Source organism: Streptomyces huasconensis (assembly GCF_021028635.1).
Lineage (GTDB): Bacteria > Actinomycetota > Actinomycetes > Streptomycetales > Streptomycetaceae > Streptomyces > Streptomyces huasconensis.
On the sequence record NZ_CP086119.1, the window covers coordinates 7,722,650 to 7,742,166 of the forward strand.

The window sequence follows — 19,517 nt, forward strand, 5'->3', positions numbered from 1 at the left end:
CGGATTTCGGAAATCGATTCCGCGGATGCCGTCTGTCGGCCCGGGCGGGTCAGGCGTCGACGTCGAAGGGCACACCGGCGGGCAGCGCCGCGGCCAGGTGGCCGGGGAAGCTCGTGTCCTTCAGGCCGAAGGTGGCGCTGCCGAAGTCGTGGGCGCTCAGCTTCTCCCGCACGCCCGCCGGATACCCGTGCCAGCCGACGAGGGACGGCAACTGCCAGGCGCCGCGGTGGTTCTCGGGCGGCTCGTCGGCCGCGTTCGCGGGGCGGAAGCAGTGCGTGCCGATGCCGTCCTTGTGGTAGACGATCTTCGGGTGGGTGCCGTCCCAGCGGATCTGGTCGCGGCGGTGGATGTCGAAGCGGCCGTGGGCGGACGTGGCGACGTACTCGGCGCGGCCGTCCTTGACCCACACCACCACGTGCTCCCAGTCGTGCCGGTGGCCGCCGAGTCCGCTGCCGGGCACGGCCTGGTCCTTCTCGAAGTAGAGGCCGTAGAGGATGGCGCACCAGCCGTTGTCGCACTTGGCGCGGGCGTAGCCGTTGGTGTTCGCCAGGTCGCTCGCGTCGCGGCACTGGCCGTTGAGCGCGCCGCCCGGTTTGAGACCGCCGTTCACGGTGCCGTCGGGGGAGATGGCGGGGGCCGGGTAGCAGCCGTCGCCGTCGTAGTCGTACGCGGGCTGGAACGTCTGCTCGATGGCGTCGGCGTTCGCGGGCAGGGGCGGTGGCGGGGCGGCGACGGCCGTGCCCGCGAGGGCGATCACCAGGGCGAGTGCGCCGGTGGCGGACACGGACGTACTGCGGATGACTCTGCTCGGCTTCACTGCGGTCTCCTGCGTCACGGTGGGGGCACGACAGAGTTGTCATGCCCCCACCATCAGCAGGTGACGCGTACGTGCGACACCGGTGAACGGAGCGGGAATTGAGCGGTGGCGAGCCCGCCGTCAGGGGCGGCTGGTGAGGTAGCCGCCCATGGACCTGAAGTACTCCGTCGCGGGCAGCTCGCGGCCGTCCTCGGTGCGGACCCGGGTGATGGCGAGGCCGTGGTTGCGGCCGGTGCGGGCGTCGGCGCCGGCGACGATCACCACGCCGTCCCCCTCGCGGTAGAAGATGCGGCCCGGGGTGCCGCCGTAGCGGTTCTCGGAGACGACCGCGGAGACGACTTCGAGCCGCTTGCCCTTGTGGAAGGTGAAGGCGCTCGGGTAGGGGGCGGACTGGGCGCGGACGAGGCGTTCGAGGTCCTCGGCGGGCCAGTCCCAGTTGATGCGGATGTCTTCCTCGGCCCGCTTGTGGAAGAAGCTCGCCTGCGACCGGTCCTGCTTGGTGAACTCGGTCTGCCCCGAGGCGATCAGGTCCAGGGCGCCGATCGTCACCGGGGCGATGAGGTCGACCGTCTTGTGGAACAGGTCGGTGGCGGTGTCCGTCGGCTCGACCTTCACCGCGCGCTGCATCACGATGTCGCCGGCGTCGAGCTCCTCGTCCATCATGTGGCCGGTGACGCCCACCTCGCTCTCGCCGTTGATGAGGGCCCAGATCAGCGGGGAGAAGCCCGCGTACTTCGGCAGCAGCGAGTCGTGGATGTTCAGCGTGCCGTGCCGCGGCAGCGTGTAGATGCGCGGCGGTATCCACGTACGCCAGTTGTTGGCGACGATGATGTCCGGGTCGGCCTCCTTGAGGCGGTCGAACAGCTCCTCGTCGTCGGGGCGGTTGCGGATGACCACCGGGACGCCGTGCTCCTCGGCGAGGTCGGCGACCGAATCGCTCCAGATCTTCTCGTACGCGTGCTCGCTCTTGGGGTGGGTCACCACCATCACGACGTCGTGCTCGGAGTCCAGGAGAGCTTGCAGGGTCCGGTGGCCCCAGGTCTGGTAACCGAACATGACGACCCGCATGTGTTTCCTCCTCGGAGAGCAAAATGAACCGCGCTTAGTAAAGCAAGCCTTACCTAACGGTGCAACAACTGCCCTTCTGTGGTGAGTTCGGCGGCCCTCGCCGCCCCCTGTCCGATTTGTCGGGTCGACAGGTTGGCCGGATCAGGTTAGCTTTACCTAAGTTCCGCTGGTCGCCGCCTTCGGTGTGCCCGGTTCCTCTTGTTTTCATCCACGCCTGACAGGCGGCTGTCCCGCACGATGGGAGTGACATGTCTCAGGTTCTTCCTGGCGACGCACCTCTGATTCACGACCTCATTGGCATCGGCTTCGGGCCGTCCAATGTGGCCATGGCGCTTGCGCTCAGCGAGCACAACGCACGGGTCGGCAGGCAGGAGACCGTCACCGCTCACTTCTTCGAGCGTCAGCCGAACTTCGGCTGGCACCGCGGCATGCTCATCGACGACGCGACGATGCAGGTCTCCTTCCTCAAGGACCTGGTGACGCTCCGCAACCCGTCGAGCGAGTACACCTTCCTGCGCTACCTGCAGAGCAAGGGCCGCCTGGTCGACTTCGTCAACCACAAGAACCTCTTCCCGCTGCGCGTGGAGTTCCACGACTACCTCGAGTGGGCCGCGGCGAAGGTCGACGACATGGTCTCCTACGGCCACGAGGTCATATCCGTCGAGCCCGTGGTGCGCGACGGAGTGGTGGAGTACGTCGACGTGACGGCCCGCTCCGGAGCGGAGACGGTGGTCCACCGCGCCCGGAACCTCGTCATCGGCACGGGACTTCGCCCCGTCGTCCCGGAGGGCGTCGAGCGCACCGACCGCGTCTGGCACAACTCCGACCTGCTGGCCAAGGTGGACGGCCTGGAGGGCACCGACCCCACCCGCTTCATCGTGGTCGGCGCCGGCCAGAGCGCCGCCGAGAACGTGGCGTACCTGCACCGCCGCTTCCCGAAGGCGGAGATCTGCGCCGTCTTCTCCCGGTACGGCTACAGCCCCGCCGACGACAGCAGCTTCGCCAACCGCATCTTCGACCCCCAGGCGGTCGACGAGTACTTCACCGCCCCGGACGACATCAAGCGGCAGCTGATGGACTACCACGGCAACACCAACTACTCCGTGGTGGACATCGACCTCATCGACGACCTGTACCGCCAGGCGTACCAGGAGAAGGTCCTCGGCAACGAACGGCTGCGGTTCATCAACGTCTCGCGGCTGACCGGCGTCAAGGAGGGCGACGGCAAGGTCCGCGCCACCGTCAAGTCGCTCGTCACCGGCGAGGAGAGCGACCTCGACGCCGACGTCGTCGTGCTCGCCACGGGCTACAGCCCCGCCGAGCCGCTCGGCGTCCTCGGCGAGGTCGGGAACCACTGCCACCGCGACGAGCGGGGCCGGGTGCGCGTCGAGCGCGACTACCGCCTCACCACCGACCCCGAACTGCGCTGCGGCATCTACCTCCAGGGCGGTACCGAGCACACCCACGGCATCACCTCGTCGCTGCTCTCCAACACCGCGATCCGGGTCGGGGAGATCCTCGACTCGATCGTCGGTCGGGGCCTTAAGTCCGCTTTGAGTGAAGAGTCCGCTCTGGACGAGACCCGGCCGGTCGCCGACGGCGTCGGTTCCGGGCGCTAGACCTCCGCTCGCCCCGATTCCCCCGGGGCTCCGCGCCCGGACCATCCCCCACACGCCTTGCCCGCCGCAGCGACGTCGTACGCCGTCACGTCGCGGGTGTCGGCACGCACATCGTGAAAAACCCCGTGAAAGGAACAACCGTGTCCACTGGAACACGCCCCGCGCTGACGCGGCTCGTCAGAAACGTCCCCCGCGTGGCCGTCGCAGCGGTCGCCGCACTCACCCTGGCCGCCTGTGGGGGCGGCGACGGGAACTCCGAGACGAAGTCCTCGGGCGAGAGCGGCACCAAGTCCGGTGCCTTCCCCGTCAAGGTCGAGCACAAGTACGGCACCACGACGATCGAGTCGGAGCCGAAGAAGGTCGTCACCCTCGGCCTGTCGGACCAGGACGCGGTGCTCGCGCTCGGCGTGAAGCCGGTCGGCGCGGTCGACTGGTTCAAGGAGAAGCCGTACGGCAAGTGGCCGTGGGCCAAGGACAAGTGGGGCTCGACCAAGCCCACGATCGTCGGTGAGCGCGACGAGTACAACATGGAGAAGATCGCCGCGCTGAAGCCGGACCTCGTCATCGCCCAGTACTCGGGGATGAAGAAGGAGCAGTACGACACGCTCTCCAAGTTCACCAAGGTCGTCGCCCAGCCCAAGGGCTCGCCCGACTACGGCGCGTCCTGGCAGGTCATGACCCGCCAGATCGGCAAGGCGCTCGGCAAGGAGGCCGAGACCAAGAAGCTGATCTCCGGCATCGACGCCCGCTTCAAGGCCGTCCGCGACAAGCACCCCGAGTTCGCGAAGAAGACGCTCTCCGTGGCCGACAGCTTCGAGGCCGGCAAGTACTCGGCGTTCACCAAGACGGACCCCAAGTCGATCTTCTTCTCCGAGCTGGGCTTCAAGCTCAAGCCCGAGATCGACAAGCTGGCCAAGCCGGGCGCGAACGTCGCCGACCTCAGCGCCGAGAAGCTCAACGTCCTGGACGTCGACCGGCTGGTGTGGGTGACCTCCAGCACGGAGGCGAACGACCGCATCAAGGCCGAGCCGCTCTACAAGAAGCTGAAGGTCCACAAGGACAAGCGCGACCTCTTCGTCCCGTACCAGGACCCGGATGTCGGTGCCGCGTTCTCCTTCAACACGGTCCTCTCCATCCCGTACGCGATCGACGAGATCGAACCGATGCTGGCGGACATCAAGTAACACCCCCACCGCCGAGGCGGGGCCGGCTGACGAGGGGCCAGGAGAGACGACCACTCGACGGCGCGCCGGACGGCGCGCCGTCGACGACGCGGCTCCTGGCCCCTTCTCGCTCCGCGCGCGGGCTCGCCACGGGCGCGGGACCACCTTCACCGACGTACCACCAGGGAAAGGCCACTTCGTACGATGTTTGATGTCGAGTCGGACCGGACATCCGCTTCCGGGATACCCGTGACCGGCGGGCAATCCGGCATCTGGCTTGCCCAGCAGATCGAGCCGGACAGCTCCGCCTACAACATCGTCTTCGCCCTGGACCTGCACGGCGACATCGACCTCGACCGTCTCGGCGGCGCCGTCCGGCAGGCCGTCGAGGAGGCCGGGTGCCTCCATGTGAGCGTCGTCGGCGAGCACGGCCGGGCCCGCCAGATCCCCCGGGCCGCCTCCGTGGACGTGCCCGTCGTCGATCTGCGCGACGCGGCCGCCCCCGAGGACGCCGCCGCCGCGTGGATCGCCGCCGACCGCGACCGGCCCGCCGACCTCGCCCACGGGCCGCTCTTCGCCCAGGCGCTGCTGCGCCTCGCGGACGACCGCGTCTGGTGGTACCAGCGCTACCACCACATCCTCATCGACGGCATGGGCGTCGCCCTCGTCACCCGCCGCGCCGGTGAGCTGTACACCCTGGGCGAGCAGGCCCCGGCGCCCAAGGACTGGGCCCCGGCCCGTCTCGTCGCCGCCGACGAGGCCTACCGCGCCTCCGAGCAGCACGCCGAGGACCGCGCCTGGTGGCGCGCGCGGATGGCCGACCGGCCCGAGCCCGTACGTCTCGTCGAGCGCGCCCCCTCGCTCATGGCGCGCCGCCTGCGGCGCACCGTCGAACTGCCCGCGGCGGACGTCGCGTCGCTGCACACCGCCGCCCGCGACGCGGGCGTGCGCACGTCCCGCCTCCTCATCGCGTCCGTCGCCGCCTACCTGCACCGCGTCACCGGCGAGCAGGACCTCGTCATCGGCCTGCCGATCGCCGCCCGCGGCGACGCCGTCTCGGCGGACGTCCCCGGCATGGTCTCCAACATCGTCCCGCTGCGCGTCGCCGTCCGCCCCGGCACGACGGGCACCGCCCTCGTGGCCGAGGTGCGCCAGGCCGTCGCCGACGCCCTCGCGCACGGGCGCTACCGCGCCGAGGACCTGGCCAGGGACCTCGGCCTCGTCGACGGCGTGACCGAACTCGTCGGCCCCACCGTCAACATCCTGCCCCGCGGCGACGACCTGCGCTTCGCCGACCACGCGGCCGAACTCCTGCCGGTATGGCTCGGCCCGGTCAGCGACCTCGGCATCAGCTTCGGCGAGGCGGGCGACGGCAGCGGCATCCACCTCCACCTGGACGCGGACGCCGACGTCTGCGACGAGGAGACGCTCCGCTCCCACGAGCACCGGTTCCTCGCCCTGCTCCGCGCCTTCGCCGACAACCTCGACCGCCCCCTCGGCCACCTCGAACTCACCACGAGCGACGAACGCGCCCGCCTGCTCGAAGAGTTCGGCGTCGCCCCGCGCGAGGTCACCGACCTGTCCTGGCCCGCCGCCTTCGAGGCACAGGTGCGCCGCGCACCCGACGCCGTGGCGCTCGTCTGCGAGGACGAGGAGCTGACGTACGCCGAACTCGACGCCGAGGCCAACCGGCTCGCCCGCCTCCTGGTGACCCGAGGCGTCGGCTCCGAGGACGTCGTCGCCGTCGCCCTGCCGCGCTCCCCGCAGCTCGTGGTGGCCCTGCTCGCGGTGATGAAGGCCGGCGCGGCCTATCTGCCGCTGGACGCGGACCACCCCCAGGACCGCATCGCCTACATGCTCTCCGACGCCGGGGCGCGCACCGTGCTCACCGTGCGGGAACTCGCGGGCCAGCTCCCGCAGTCGCCGGACGTCACCCCCGTCCTGCTCGACGACCCCGCCACCGCCGAGGCCCGCGCCGCCCTGCCCGGCACCGCGCTCGGGGTGCCGGTCGCGCTCGACCAGGCCGCGTACGTCATCTACACCTCCGGCTCCACCGGCCGCCCCAAGGGCGTCGTCGTCCCCCACGACGGCGTCGGCAGCCTCATCGCCACGGCCACCGACCGCATCGGCATCGACGCGACGAGCCGTGTCGTGCAGTTCGCCTCCGTCGGCTTCGACGTGACGGTGTGGGACCTCATCATGTCGCTGTGCGTGGGCGGCCGCGTCATCCTCGTCCCCGCCGAGCGCCGCGTCGCGGGCCCCGCCCTGACCGACTACATCGCCCGGCACCGCGCCACCCACATGATCCTGCCGCCGTCGCTGGTCTCCGCGCTGCCGCAGGAGTGCGAACTGCCCGAGGGCGCCGTCCTGGTGGTCGGCACCGAAGCGGTGCCGAGCGAACTCATCGCCCGCTGGTCCGGGCGCGTCCAGGTCGTCGTCGCCTACGGCCTCACCGAGGCGAGCGTCAACTCCACCCTGTGGCGCGCCGAGCCCGACCGCCCCGGCGCGACCCCCATCGGCGAACCCGACCCCAACACCCGCGCCTACGTCCTCGACGCGGCGCTGCGCCCCGTCCCCGTGGGCGTCGAGGGCGAGCTGTACGTCGCCGGCCGCGGCCTCGCCCGCGGCTACCTGGGACGCCCCGCGCTCACGTCGGAACGTTTCGTCGCCGACCCGTACGGCGAGCCCGGCACCCGCATGTACCGCACCGGCGACCGGGTCCGCTGGGCCGCCGACGGCAACCTCGAATTCCTCGGCCGCTCCGACGGCCAGGTCAAGATCCGCGGCCACCGCATCGAACCGGGCGAGACCGAGAGCGCGTTCATGGCCTGCCCCGGCATCGCGCAGGCGGCCGTCCTCGTCCGCGACGACCACCGGGGCGTCAAGCGGCTCGTCGCCTACCTCGTCGGTGACGGCCGCACGGCCGACGAGACCGAGGCCGCCGTGACCGCCGCCCGCGCCCGGGTCGCCGAGGCCCTGCCGGACTACATGGTGCCGTCCGCCGTCGTCGTCCTCGACGGCCCGCTGCCGCTGACGCCCAACGGCAAGCTCGACCGACGTGCCCTGCCCGAGCCCCACTGGACGGCCGTGAGCGGCGCCGACGCGCCCGCCACCGAGGCCGAGACGACACTCGCCGCGCTCTTCGCGGACGTGCTCGGGCTGCCGTCGGTCGGCGTCCACGACAGCTTCTTCGAACTGGGCGGCGACAGCATCGTCGCCGTCCAGCTGGTCAACCGGGCCCGCGAGGCCGGTCTGCGGATCAGCCCGCGGGACGTGTTCCGGCTGCGTACGGTGGCGGCGCTCGCCCGCGCCGGAGAAGCGGTGTCTGCTGCGCCGGCTGTGTCGGCCGTGTCGGTGCCGGAGGTCGAGCTGGACGCCGACGCCCTGCCCGTCTCCCCGCTCCAGGAAGGCTTCTTCTTCCACGCCGAGTTCGACGCCGGGGCCCAGGACCTCTACGTCGTCCAGAAACTCCTCGACCTGGCCGGACCCGTCGACCCGGACCGGCTGCGCCAGGCGCTGCAACTGCTCGTCGACCGGCACCCGCTGCTGCGCGCCGCGTTCCGGCAGCTGCCCGGCGGCCAGGTCGTCCAGCGCCTCGCCGACGACGTCACGCTGCCGTGGCGGGAGGCCGACCTCGCCGGTACCGGCCTCGACGACCTGCTCGAAGCCGACCGGGCCGAGGGCTTCGACCTCGCTCGGCCGCCGCTGCTGCGCGCCACCCTGATCCGGGACGGCGCACGCCACCGGCTCCTGCTCACCCTGCACCACATCGTCGCCGACGGCTGGTCCGTCTCCGTCCTGCTGCGCGAACTGACCGCCGCCTACCGTGGCGAGGAGCTGCCCGAGCCGGTCGCCCCGCACGCGTACCTTGCGTGGCTGGCGGCCCGGGACCAGGACGCGGCGCGCGACGCCTGGCGCCAGGCCCTGGCGGGCCTCGACGAGCCGACCCGCCTGCCGGACCTCGTGACCTCCGACGGCCTTGCGGCCGACGACGCGACCGGGCGGGCCAGGACCGCGCACGTCGACACCCGCCTCCCCGCGGACCTCACCGCTGAACTGACGGCCTACGCCCGCGCGCACGGCCTCACCCTCAGCACCGTCGTCCACGGCGCCTGGGGCCTGCTCCTCGGCGCTCTCACCGGCAAGCGGGACGTCGTCTTCGGCACCACCGTGTCCGGCCGCACCACCGAGGTCACGGGCCTGGACTCCGCCGTCGGCCTGTTCATCAACACCGTGCCCGCCCGCGTGGAGCTGCGCCCCGACGAGTCCCTCACCGACCTGCTGCGGCGCGTCCAGGACGAGCACTCGGCGCTCCTGGACCACCAGCACCTCGGCCTCGCCGACATCCAGAAGACCGCGGGCGGCGGCGAACTCTTCGACACGCTCGTGGTCTTCGAGAACTACCCGACCGGTGACGTGTCCGCCGCCGGCGAGCCGGACGCCCCGCGCATCACGGCCGCCGAGGTGTACGACGCCGTGCACTACCCCCTCGCGCTCGTCGTCGAGCCGGGGGAGAGCCTGCTGCTGCGGTTCAAGCACGACGCGGGCCGCCTCGACCGGGCCACCGTGGACGTGCTCGCGGGCCGGTTCGCGGCGCTGCTGCGCACCCTGGTCGCCGAGCCCGGCCGCACGGTCGCCCGCACCGGCCTGCTCTCCGGCCCGGAGCACGAGCGGCTCGCCAAGCTGAACGCCACCGCGCGGCCGGTCCCGGACGCCACGCTCGCCTCGCTCTTCGCCGCGCAGGTCGCCCGCACCCCGCAGGCCCCGGCCGTCGTCTTCGAGGACACCACCCTCACGTACGAGCAGCTGGACGGGCGCGCCGAAGCCCTCGCCCGGCGGCTGCGGGCACGCGGCGCCGGTCCCGAGCGGTACGTCGCGGTCGCCGTGCCCCGCTCGGCGGAGCTGATGGTCGCCCTCCTCGGCGTCCTCAAGGCGGGCGCCGCCTACCTGCCCGTCGACCTGGACTACCCCGCGGACCGCGTGGCGTTCATGCTCGGCGACTCGGGCGCGCGCACCGTCGTCACCACGGCGGAGGCGGCCGGCCGGCTGCCCGCCGTACCGGGTCTGGAACCCCTGGTCGTCGACGAGGCGGAGCAGAGCGCTGGTGGCGCAGAAGCGCCGCGGGCCCAGCAGGCGGAGCCCGACCACCCCGCCTACCTCATCTACACCTCCGGTTCCACCGGCCGCCCCAAGGGCGTCGCCGTCACCCACCGCGCCATCGTCAACCGGCTCGCCTGGATGCAGGGGGAGTACGGTCTCACCGCCGACGACCGGGTGCTCCAGAAGACCCCCGCCAGCTTCGACGTGTCGGTGTGGGAGTTCTTCTGGGCCCTGATCGAGGGCGCCACCGTCGTCCTCGCCCGCCCCGAGGGCCACCGCGACCCCGCCTACCTCGCCGACCTGATACGGGCCCGGCGGATCACGACCCTGCACTTCGTGCCGTCGATGCTGGCCGCGTTCACGCAGGTCATGGAGGCCACCGCCGACCGGCGTGACTGGGCGGCCAGCCTGCGGCGCGTCTTCTGCAGCGGCGAGGCGCTCACCGGCGCCGACGCCCGCCGCTGGAGCGAGCTGACGTCCCGCTCCGGCCAGGCACCCGTGCCGCTGCACAACCTCTACGGGCCCACCGAGGCCGCCGTCGACGTGACGTACTTCCCCTACGAGGGCGCCGCCGAACTCGCCGTGCCCATCGGCCGTCCCGTCTGGAACACCCGGCTGCACGTCCTCGACCCCTTCCTGCGGCCGGTGCCGGACGGCGTGCCCGGCGAGCTGTACCTCGCCGGGGTGCAGCTGGCGCGCGGCTACCACGACCGGCCAGGACTGACCGCCGAGCGGTTCGTCGCCGATCCGTTCGGCGAGCCCGGTGAGCGCATGTACCGCACCGGTGACCTGGTGCGCCGCCGCGCCGACGGCGCCGTGGAGTACCTCGGCCGCACCGACCGCCAGGTCAAGATCCGCGGCAACCGCATCGAACTCGGCGAGATCGAGGCGGCCCTGGCGGGTCTGCCGGGCGTCGCCCGCGCCGCCGTGGTCGTCCGCGACGGCGCCCTCGTCGGCTACGTGGTCCCGGCCCCCGGCACCACCGCCCCCGACACCGACGCCCTGCACGCCGCGCTCGCCGACGCGCTGCCCGCGACCATGGTGCCGAGCGCCGTGCTGGCCCTGGCCGAGCTGCCGTTGACGCCCAGCGGCAAGCTCGACCAGAGCGCCCTGCCCGCACCCGACGTGACGGCGCGGGCCGGTGGCCGCGCGCCCCGCGACGAGCGCGAGCGCGCCCTGTGCGACATCTTCACCGCCGTACTCGGCCTGGAGGGCATCGGCGCCGACGACGACTTCTTCGTCCTCGGCGGCGACAGCCTCACCTCCATCGCCGTCGCCACCCGCGCCCGTGAGCAGGGGCTGACGCTCAGCCCCCGCGACGTCTTCGAGCACCGCACTCCCGCCGCGCTCGCCACCGCCGCCGCCGAAGCGGCCCCGGCCCCCACCCCCGAGGCACCCGTGCCCAGCGACAACGTCACCGTCTCCGCCACCGACGCCGGACAGGCCGCCGCCGCGCTCCAGGCCATGCTGGCCCAGCAGGCCCAGTCCGGCGCGGCCGTCGACCCCGCCCTGCGGGCGCTCCTCGACCAGCTGACCTCCGCCGCCGGCACCCCCCAGCAGGCCCCGGCCCCAACGCCGGGCCCGCTGGGCGGACTTGAGCTCTCCCCCGAGGAGAAGGCCCGCGTCGAAGCCGTCGCCGGGCATCCGGTCACGGACATCTGGCCGCTCTCCCCGCTTCAGGAAGGCATGTACTTCCATGCCACCTACGACGCGGGCGACGCGCTCGACGTCTACCTCTCGCAGGAGACCCTCGACCTCGACCGGCGCGTCGACGCCGACCGGCTGCGCGCCGCCTGCCGCACGCTCCTGGAGCGCAACGTCAGCCTGCGCGCCGGGTTCACCAGCGACGGCCTGCCGAGTCCCGTCCAGTTCATCGTGGACGGCGCCGAGATCCCGCTCACCGAGGTGGACCTCTCCGCACTGCCCGCCGACGAACAGCGCACCCGTACCGAGGAGTTGCTCGCGGCCGACCGCCGTCAGCGCTTCGACCTGTCCGCGGCCCCGCTGTGCCGCCTGCTCCTGATCCGCCTCGGCGACGGCCGGGACCGGCTCGTCGTCACGCACCACCTCATCGTCTGGGACGGCTGGTCGGCGTGGCTGTTCCTGGAGGAACTCTTCACGCTGTACGAGCGCTCCGGCGACGCCACCGGCCTGCCCGCCCCCGGCTCGTACCGCGACTACCTGGCCTGGCTGGACGAGCAGGACACCACGGCCGCCCTCGACGCCTGGCGCACGGCCCTGAGCGGGTTCGACGAGCCGACCCTGCTGGCGCCCTCGGGCCGCGACGCCGGACCGGTCATCCCGGCGGACTTCGACGCCCTGCTGACCCCGGAGACGAGCGAGAAGCTGCGCGCCCTCGCCCGCCGCCACGGGCTCACCCTCAACACCGTGCTCAACGCCGCCTGGGGCCTGGTGCTCTCCGCGATGACCGGCCGCGCCGACGTCACCTTCGGCACCGCCGTCTCCGGACGGCCCGCCGACGTGCCGAACGTCGCCGGCATCATCGGCATGTTCCTCAACACCGTCCCCGCCCGCGTCGCCTTCTCCCCGGACGAGCCCCTGCTCGACCTGCTGCGCCGCATGCAGTCCGAGCGCGCCGCCGTCATGCCGTACGAGTACGTGGGCCTCGGCACCCTCCAGCAGGAGACCGGCCACCGGAAGCTCTTCGACACCCTGTTCGTGCTGCGCTCGGCCGACGGCGAGGACCGCGCGGCGGCCCTGCGGCAACGGCACGGCATCACCGGCGTCACCAACGTGGACGGCACGCACTTCCCGCTCACGCTGATCGTCACGCCCGGCGCCCGGACCCGGGTCACCCTGGCGGCCCGGCCCGACCTGTTCGACGCGGCCCAGGCGCAGACGATCCTCACCCGCTTCACCGCCGTGCTCGACCGGCTGGCGGCAGCCCTCGAAAACGGCACCCCCGGCTCCGCCCGGACCGTCGGCGTCGACCTGCTGCTGCCCGCCGAGCGGACCTCGCTGGCCCGCGACTGGGCGGACAGCCGCGAGCCGGTGCCCGACGAGACCGTCGCCGACATGCTCGCCGCCCAGGTCGCCCGCACCCCCGACGCGGTCGCCCTCGTCTTCGGCGAGCGCTCCCTCACGTACGCCGAACTCGACGCGCACATCAACCGGCTCGCCCGGCTGCTGCTCGCCCGCGGCGCCGGACCGGAGAAGGTCGTCGCGCTCGCGCTGCCGCGCTCCATCGAGATGGTCGCCGCGCTCTTCGCCGTCCTGCGCACCGGAGCCGCGTACCTGCCGCTCGACCTCGACCACCCCGCCGACCGGCTGCGCCTGATGGTCGAGGACACCGGGCCCCTGTGCCTGCTCTCCACGGCCGCCGTCGCCCCGACCCTGCGCGGCACCGAGGGCCCCGTCGCCCCCGAACTGCTCCTGGACGACGAGACCGTGGCCGCCGAGCTGGCCGCCCTGCCCGGCGATGAGATCACCGACGCCGAGCGGCCCGCCTTCGCGCACGGCGTGCCGGGCCGCCTGGAGCACCCCGCGTACGTCATCTACACGTCCGGCTCCACGGGCCGCCCCAAGGGCGTCGTCACCCCCTACCGCGGGCTGACGAACATGCAGCTCAACCACCAGAAGGAGATCTTCGACCCGGCCATCGCCTCGGCGGGCGGACGGCGGCTGCGCATCGCGCACACCGTCTCCTTCGCCTTCGACATGTCCTGGGAAGAGCTGCTCTGGCTCGTCGAGGGCCACGAGGTGCACGTCTGCGACGAGGAGCTGCGCCGTGATGCCGAGGCGCTCGTCGCCTACTGTGACGCGCACCGCGTCGACGTCGTCAACGTGACGCCCACCTACGCCCAGCTCCTCATCGAAGAGGGCCTCCTCGACCAGGACGAGACGGCCGGCAAGCACCGGCCCGCGCTGGTCCTGCTCGGCGGCGAGGCCGTCCCCGACACGGTGTGGACGAAGCTGCGCCGCACCGAGGGCACCTACGGCTACAACCTGTACGGCCCCACCGAGTACACGATCAACACGCTCGGCGGCTCCACCACCGACAGCGCGACCTCCACCGTCGGCGTGCCGATCCGCAACACCCGCGCCTACGTCCTCGACACGATGCTGCGCCCCGTCCCGCCGGGCTGCCCCGGCGAGCTGTACATCGCCGGCACCGGCCTGGCCCGCGGCTACCACGACCGGGCCGGCCTGACGTCGGAGCGGTTCGTCGCCGACCCGTTCGGCGCGCCCGGCGAGCGCATGTACCGCACCGGCGACCTCGTACGGCAGCGCCCCGACGGGCTGCTCGACTTCCTCGGCCGCACCGACGACCAGGTCAAGATCCGCGGCTACCGCGTCGAACTGGGCGAGATCTCCACCGCCCTGTCCGCGCACCCGGACATCGCGCACGCCGCGGTCGTCGTGACCGAGACCGCCGGGACCAAGCGCCTCGTCGGCTACGTCGTGCCCGAGGAAGGCGCGGACCGGGGCGAGGAGCTGACCCAGCGGCTGCGCGACCACCTGAAGACCGGCCTGCCGGACTACATGGTGCCCTCCGCGCTCGTCGCCGTGGACACCCTGCCGTTGACCGTCAACGGCAAGCTCGACGTCAAGGCCCTGCCCGCCCCCGACCTCGGCGCCACCGGCCCGAGCCGCGCGCCCCGCACACCGCGGGAGGAGACGCTCTGCGCGCTCTTCGCCGAGGTGCTCGGGCTGCCCGAGGGGAGCGTCGGCATCGACAGCGACTTCTTCGAACTCGGCGGCCACTCGCTGCTCGCCACCCGTCTCGTCAGCCGGGCCCGCACCGCGCTCGACACGGAGCTGGCGATCCGCGACCTGTTCGAGGCGCCCACCGTCGCCGAACTGGGGGAGCGCGTCCAGCACGCCGACGGCCCCGCACGCCCGGCGCTCACCGCGGGCGAGCGGCCCGACGAACTGCCGCTCTCCCACGCCCAGCAGCGCCTGTGGGTCATCCAGCAGATCGAGTGCACCTCGGCCGCGTACAACTTCCCGCTCGTCATGCGGCTGCGCGGCGCCCTCGACACCGAGGCGTGGCGTACCGCGCTCGCCGACGTGACGGCGCGGCACGAGGCGCTGCGCACGGTCTTCGTCACCGCCGCCGACGGCCGTACGTTCCAGCGCGTGCTCCCCGCCGCGCAGGCGCGCCCCGTGGTGGAGTGCCTGCGTGCCGGTGAGGACGAGGTGCCCGGCATCATCGACGCGGCCGTCAACCGGCCGTTCGACCTCGCCGCCGAACTGCCGCTGCGCGCCACCATCGTGGAGCTGGCGCCCGAGGACCACGTCGTCGTGCTCCTGCTGCACCACATCACCACCGACGAGTGGTCGGACCGCCCGTTCCTGCGCGACCTGGCCACCGCCTACGCCGCCCGCCTCGCCGGCACGGCCCCCGACTGGGAGCCGCTGCCCGTCCAGTACGCCGACTACGCGCTGTGGCAGCAGCGGCTGCTCGGCGACCCGGAGGACGAAGGCAGCCTGGCCGCGCGGCAGTTGGAGTACTGGCGCACGACGCTCGCCGGGGCCCCGGAGGAACTGGAGCTGCCCACCGACCGGCCGCGTCCCGCGCGCCCCGCGTTCTCCGGTGCCGAGCTGGACATCGCCTTCGACGCCGAGCTGCACGAGGGGCTGCGGCGGCTCGCCCGCGAGACCGGCGCCAGCATGTTCATGGTGGTGCACGCCGCCGTGGCCGCCCTGCTCCACCGCATGGGCGCCGGGACGGACATCCCCCTCGGCTCGCCCATCGCCGGACGCGGCGACGAGGCGCTCGACGAACTCGTCGGCTTCTTCGTCAACACACTGGTGCTGCGCACCGACGTGAGCGGCGACCCCAGCTTCACCGAACTCCTGGCCCGGGTCCGGGAGACCGACCTGGCCGCGTTCTCCCACGCCGACGTGCCCTTCGAGGCGGTCGTCGAGAAGCTCAACCCGACGCGCTCGCTCTCCCGCAACCCGCTCTTCCAGGTGATGGTCGGCTACCACGCCCGCACCGGCGACGCGCTGGAACTGCCGGGCGTGCGCCCGGAGTACGTGCCGTTCCGCACCCGCTCGGCCAAGTTCGACCTGGTCTTCAGCTTCACCGAGCACACCTCGACGGACGGTGGCGCCGACGCGCTGAACTGCCGCCTGGAGTTCGCCACCGAACTGTTCGACCAGGGGACCGCCGAGCGGATCGGCGACCGCCTGCGCAGGCTCGTCTCCGCGCTGGTCTCCGCCCCCGAGCGGCCCCTGTCGCAGGCGGAGATCCTCGCCGCCGACGAACGGCAGCTGGTCCTCGAAGGGTTCAACGGCGCGCCCCGCGCGGTCGACGAGGAGACCTTCCCCGCGCTGTTCGCGCGGCGGCTCGCCGAGCGGCCCGACGCGCTCGCCGTCGTGGACCGCTCCCGGTCGGTCAGCTACGCCCAGCTCGACGCCCGCGCCAACCGCGTCGCCCGGCTCCTCGCCGCACGCGGGGTGGGCGCCGAGAGCGTGGTCGGCGTGGCCGTGCCCCGCTCGGTGGACATGGTCGCCACCGTGCTCGCCGCGCTGAAGCTCGGCGCCGCGTTCCTGCCGCTCGACCTGGTCCACCCCGGCGACCGCCTCACGTACATGATCGAGGACTCGGGGGCGGCCCTGGTGGTCGGCACCGAACCGGTCGCGGGGAAGATCCCCGGCGTGCCCGGCGTCCCCGTGGTGCTGCTCGACGAGCCGGACACGGCCGCCGAACTGGCGGACCTCTCCGACGCACCCCTCGACGGCGGACCGACCGGCCTGGACCAGGCCGCGTACGTGATCTACACGTCCGGCTCGACCGGCCGCCCCAAGGGCGTCGTCGTCCCGCACGAGGGCATCTCCAGCCTCGTCGCCACCGCCGTCGACCGGATGGGGCTGCGGCACGACAGCCGGGTGCTCCAGTTCGCGTCGATCGGCTTCGACGTCTTCGTCTTCGAACTGGCCATGGCCCTGTGCCACGGCGGGCGGCTCGTCCTCATCACCGACGAGGCGCGCGTCGCGGGCCCCGCGCTCACCGACTTCCTGGCCGACCAGCGGATCACCCACATGATCCTGCCGCCGTCCCTGGTCTCCGCGCTGCCGCCCGGCTGCCAACTGCCCGAAGGGTCGACCGTCCTGGTCGGCACGGAGACGGTGCCGCCGGACCTCTTCGAGCGGTTCGGCACGACGGCCCACCTGATCTGCGCGTACGGACTCACCGAGGCGACGGTCAACTCCACCCTGTGGCCCGCCCGCGAGCACAACGGCCCGACCGGCGGCCGGGTACCGATCGGCCGCCCCGACCCCAACACGCGCTGCTACGTCCTCGACGAGCACCTGCGGCCGGTCCCGCCGGGCGTGGTGGGCGAGCTGTACGTCTCCGGGCGCGGCCTCGCCCGCGGCTACCTCGGCAAGGCCGCCCTGACGTCGGAGCGGTTCGTCGCCGACCCGTTCGGCGCGCCCGGCAGCCGCATGTACCGCACGGGTGACCGCGCCCGCTGGTGGGCGGACGGCAACCTCGACTTCCTCGGCCGGGTCGACACCCAGGTCAAGGTGCGGGGCTTCCGCATCGAGCTGGGCGAGATCGAGGCCGCCCTCGCCGGGCACCCCGCGGTCGCCCAGGCCGCCGTGGTCCCCGACCGGGACGGCGACATCGTCCGCATCATCGGTTACGTCGTACCGGAGCGGGAGGATGCCGCCGTACCGGAGCGTGGACTTGACGCTCAGGAGGTCCGCGCCCATGTCGCCGGGCTGCTGCCCGAGTACATGGTCCCCGCGATCGTCGTGCCGCTGGACGGGCCGCTGCCGTTGACGCCCAACGGCAAGCTGGACCGCAAGGCGCTGCCCGCGCCGGACTGGTCCGCGATGACCGGCGAGGCCCGACCTGCCACCGAGACGCAGGCGCGGCTCGCGGAACTGTTCTGCGAGATCCTGAAGCTGGAAAGCGTCGGCGTGCACGACAACTTCTTCGCGCTCGGCGGCCACTCCATGGCCTCGATGCGGCTCCTGAGCCGCATCCGCGCCGAGTTCGGCGCCGAGCTGAGCATCAGGGACGTCTTCGACGCGCTGACCGTCGCCGGGATCGCCGGCAAGCTCGACGGCGCCGCGGCCGCCCGCCCGGCCCTGCGCCGCGCCGACAGCGGCGCCGACGGCCACGACGGGCCGCGGGAGGCCGCGCCCGTGCAGCGACCCCAGTGGGAGGCGTACCGCCGGGGCTCCGGCTTCGACCACGCGCTCGTCCTCCGTTCCCCGGGCGGCCTCGACACGGACGCCCTGCGCGCGGCGCTCGCCGATGTGGTGAGCCGCCACGAGCCGCTGCGCACGGCGTTCGTCGAGCGCGACGGCACGCTGCTCCAGCGGCCTGCCGAGGCGCCCGCCCTGACCGTGGAGCGGTGCGCGGACCTGGACGGCCGCCTGGCCGAACTCGCCGCGGGGCAGCCCGACCTGAAGGCGGAGGCCCCGCTTCGGGCCTACCTCCTCACCGGTCCTGACGGCCGCCAGGCCGTGCTGCTGACCATGCACTACCTCGCGGTGGACGAATGGTCGGTGGTGCCGCTCTTCCGCGACCTCACCTCGGCCTACGCGGCCCGTACGCAGGGCGGGGCGCCCGCGTGGGAGCCGCTGCCGGTCGCGTACGGCGACTACGCCGACTGGGCCCGCGAGGTCCTCGGCGACCTCACGGACCCCGGCAGCAGGGGCGGGCAGCAGCTCGCGTACTGGCGCCAGGCGCTCGGTGACGTACCGAAGGAGCTGGCGCTCCCGGCGGACGGCCCGCGCGCGTCCCTCGCGGACGGCACCGGCCGGCCCGGCGGCCACGTCGGTTTCGTCCTCGACGAGGAGCTGCACGCGGCCGTGGACCGGCTCGCCCGCGCCACCGGCACCAGCATGTTCATGGTGCTGCACTCGGCGCTGGCGGCCCTGCTCACCGCCCATGGCGCGGGCACCGACCTGCCCATCGGCACGATGGTCGCGGGCCGCACCGACGACCAACTCGCCGACTTGGTGGGCTGCTTCCTCAACACGGTCGTCCTGCGCACCGACACGGCGGGCGACCCGACCTTCGCGGAGCTGCTGACCCGGGTGCGCGAGACCACGCTGAGCGCCCTGGACCGCCAGGAAGTACCGTTCGACGAGGTCGTCCGCGCGACCGGGCTGCCTCCGGAGGGGCCGCAGGTCATGGTGATCCACCATGAGCAGGCCGACCTGGAGCAACTGGAGGGCGGCATCGGCTCCCTGGAGGCCGTGCCGACCGGCACGGCGCGGGCCGACCTGACCCTCAGCTTCTACGAACCCCGCGGCGACGGCCCCGTGCACTGCGGGCTGATCCACGCGACCGACCGGCTCGGCACCGCCAAGGCGCGGCAGCTGGCCGACGAACTCCAGACGCTGCTGCGTACCGTGGCAGCCGAGCCCGAACAGCCGCTCTCCGAGCTGTTCACCGTACCGTCCATGAGGAGTGACAACGCATGAGCACCAACCCGTTCGAGGACCCGCAGGGCACCTTCCTGGTCCTGGTCAACGACGAGAACCAGCACTCGCTGTGGCCGTCCTTCGCGGAGGTGCCCGCCGGCTGGCGGGTCGTCTTCGGCGAGGACACCCGTGAGGCCTGCCTGGCCCATGTGGAGGCCCACTGGACCGACATGCGCCCCGCGAGCCTGGCCGCCGCGCAGGGCTGACCGCCGACCGGCCGACTGACCGCCGCCCCCGGAGAGTTCCTCCTCTCCTGGGGCGGCGGTCTTTTCGTACGTGCCGGAGCGGGGTGGCGCGGTGGCGGCGCGCCGCTCAGGTCCCTCGGGGCGCGTGGCG

6 protein-coding genes are annotated in these 19,517 nt (G+C 72.9%); 4 read left to right on the forward strand and 2 right to left on the reverse strand.

The window, feature by feature from the left end:
• Positions 1–49: 49 nt before the first annotated feature.
• Positions 50–817, reverse strand: coding sequence for an NPP1 family protein (locus J2N69_RS34325; protein WP_230904211.1), 768 nt, complete (start codon positions 815–817; stop codon positions 50–52).
• Positions 818–937: 120 nt separating this feature from the next.
• Positions 938–1,885 carry a methionyl-tRNA formyltransferase gene (locus J2N69_RS34330; RefSeq protein ID WP_230904212.1) on the reverse strand — a complete coding sequence of 316 codons (948 nt, stop codon included), beginning with the start codon at positions 1,883–1,885 and terminating at the stop codon, positions 938–940.
• A 248-nt stretch (positions 1,886–2,133) separates the two neighbouring features.
• On the opposite strand from J2N69_RS34330, the gene J2N69_RS34335 reads away from it, so the two are divergent.
• The 4 genes from J2N69_RS34335 to J2N69_RS34350 all read left to right on the forward strand — a co-directional run bounded on the left by J2N69_RS34335 (position 2,134) and on the right by J2N69_RS34350 (position 19,387).
• Complete coding sequence (locus tag J2N69_RS34335; RefSeq protein WP_230904213.1) at positions 2,134–3,504, forward strand: lysine N(6)-hydroxylase/L-ornithine N(5)-oxygenase family protein; 1,371 nt, start codon at positions 2,134–2,136, stop codon at positions 3,502–3,504.
• A 140-nt stretch (positions 3,505–3,644) separates the two neighbouring features.
• Positions 3,645–4,688 (forward strand): iron-siderophore ABC transporter substrate-binding protein, encoded by a 1,044-nt coding sequence (locus J2N69_RS34340; RefSeq protein WP_230904214.1) that lies wholly within the window; start codon positions 3,645–3,647, stop codon positions 4,686–4,688.
• A gap of 183 nt (positions 4,689–4,871) precedes the next feature.
• Complete coding sequence (locus tag J2N69_RS34345) at positions 4,872–19,181, forward strand: non-ribosomal peptide synthetase (protein ID WP_230904215.1); 14,310 nt, start codon at positions 4,872–4,874, stop codon at positions 19,179–19,181.
• Positions 19,178–19,387, forward strand: a complete 210-nt coding sequence (locus J2N69_RS34350) for an MbtH family protein (RefSeq protein WP_127913135.1) — start codon at positions 19,178–19,180, stop codon at positions 19,385–19,387. The genes J2N69_RS34345 and J2N69_RS34350 overlap by 4 nt, the downstream gene beginning before the upstream one ends.
• Positions 19,388–19,517 lie beyond the last annotated feature (130 nt).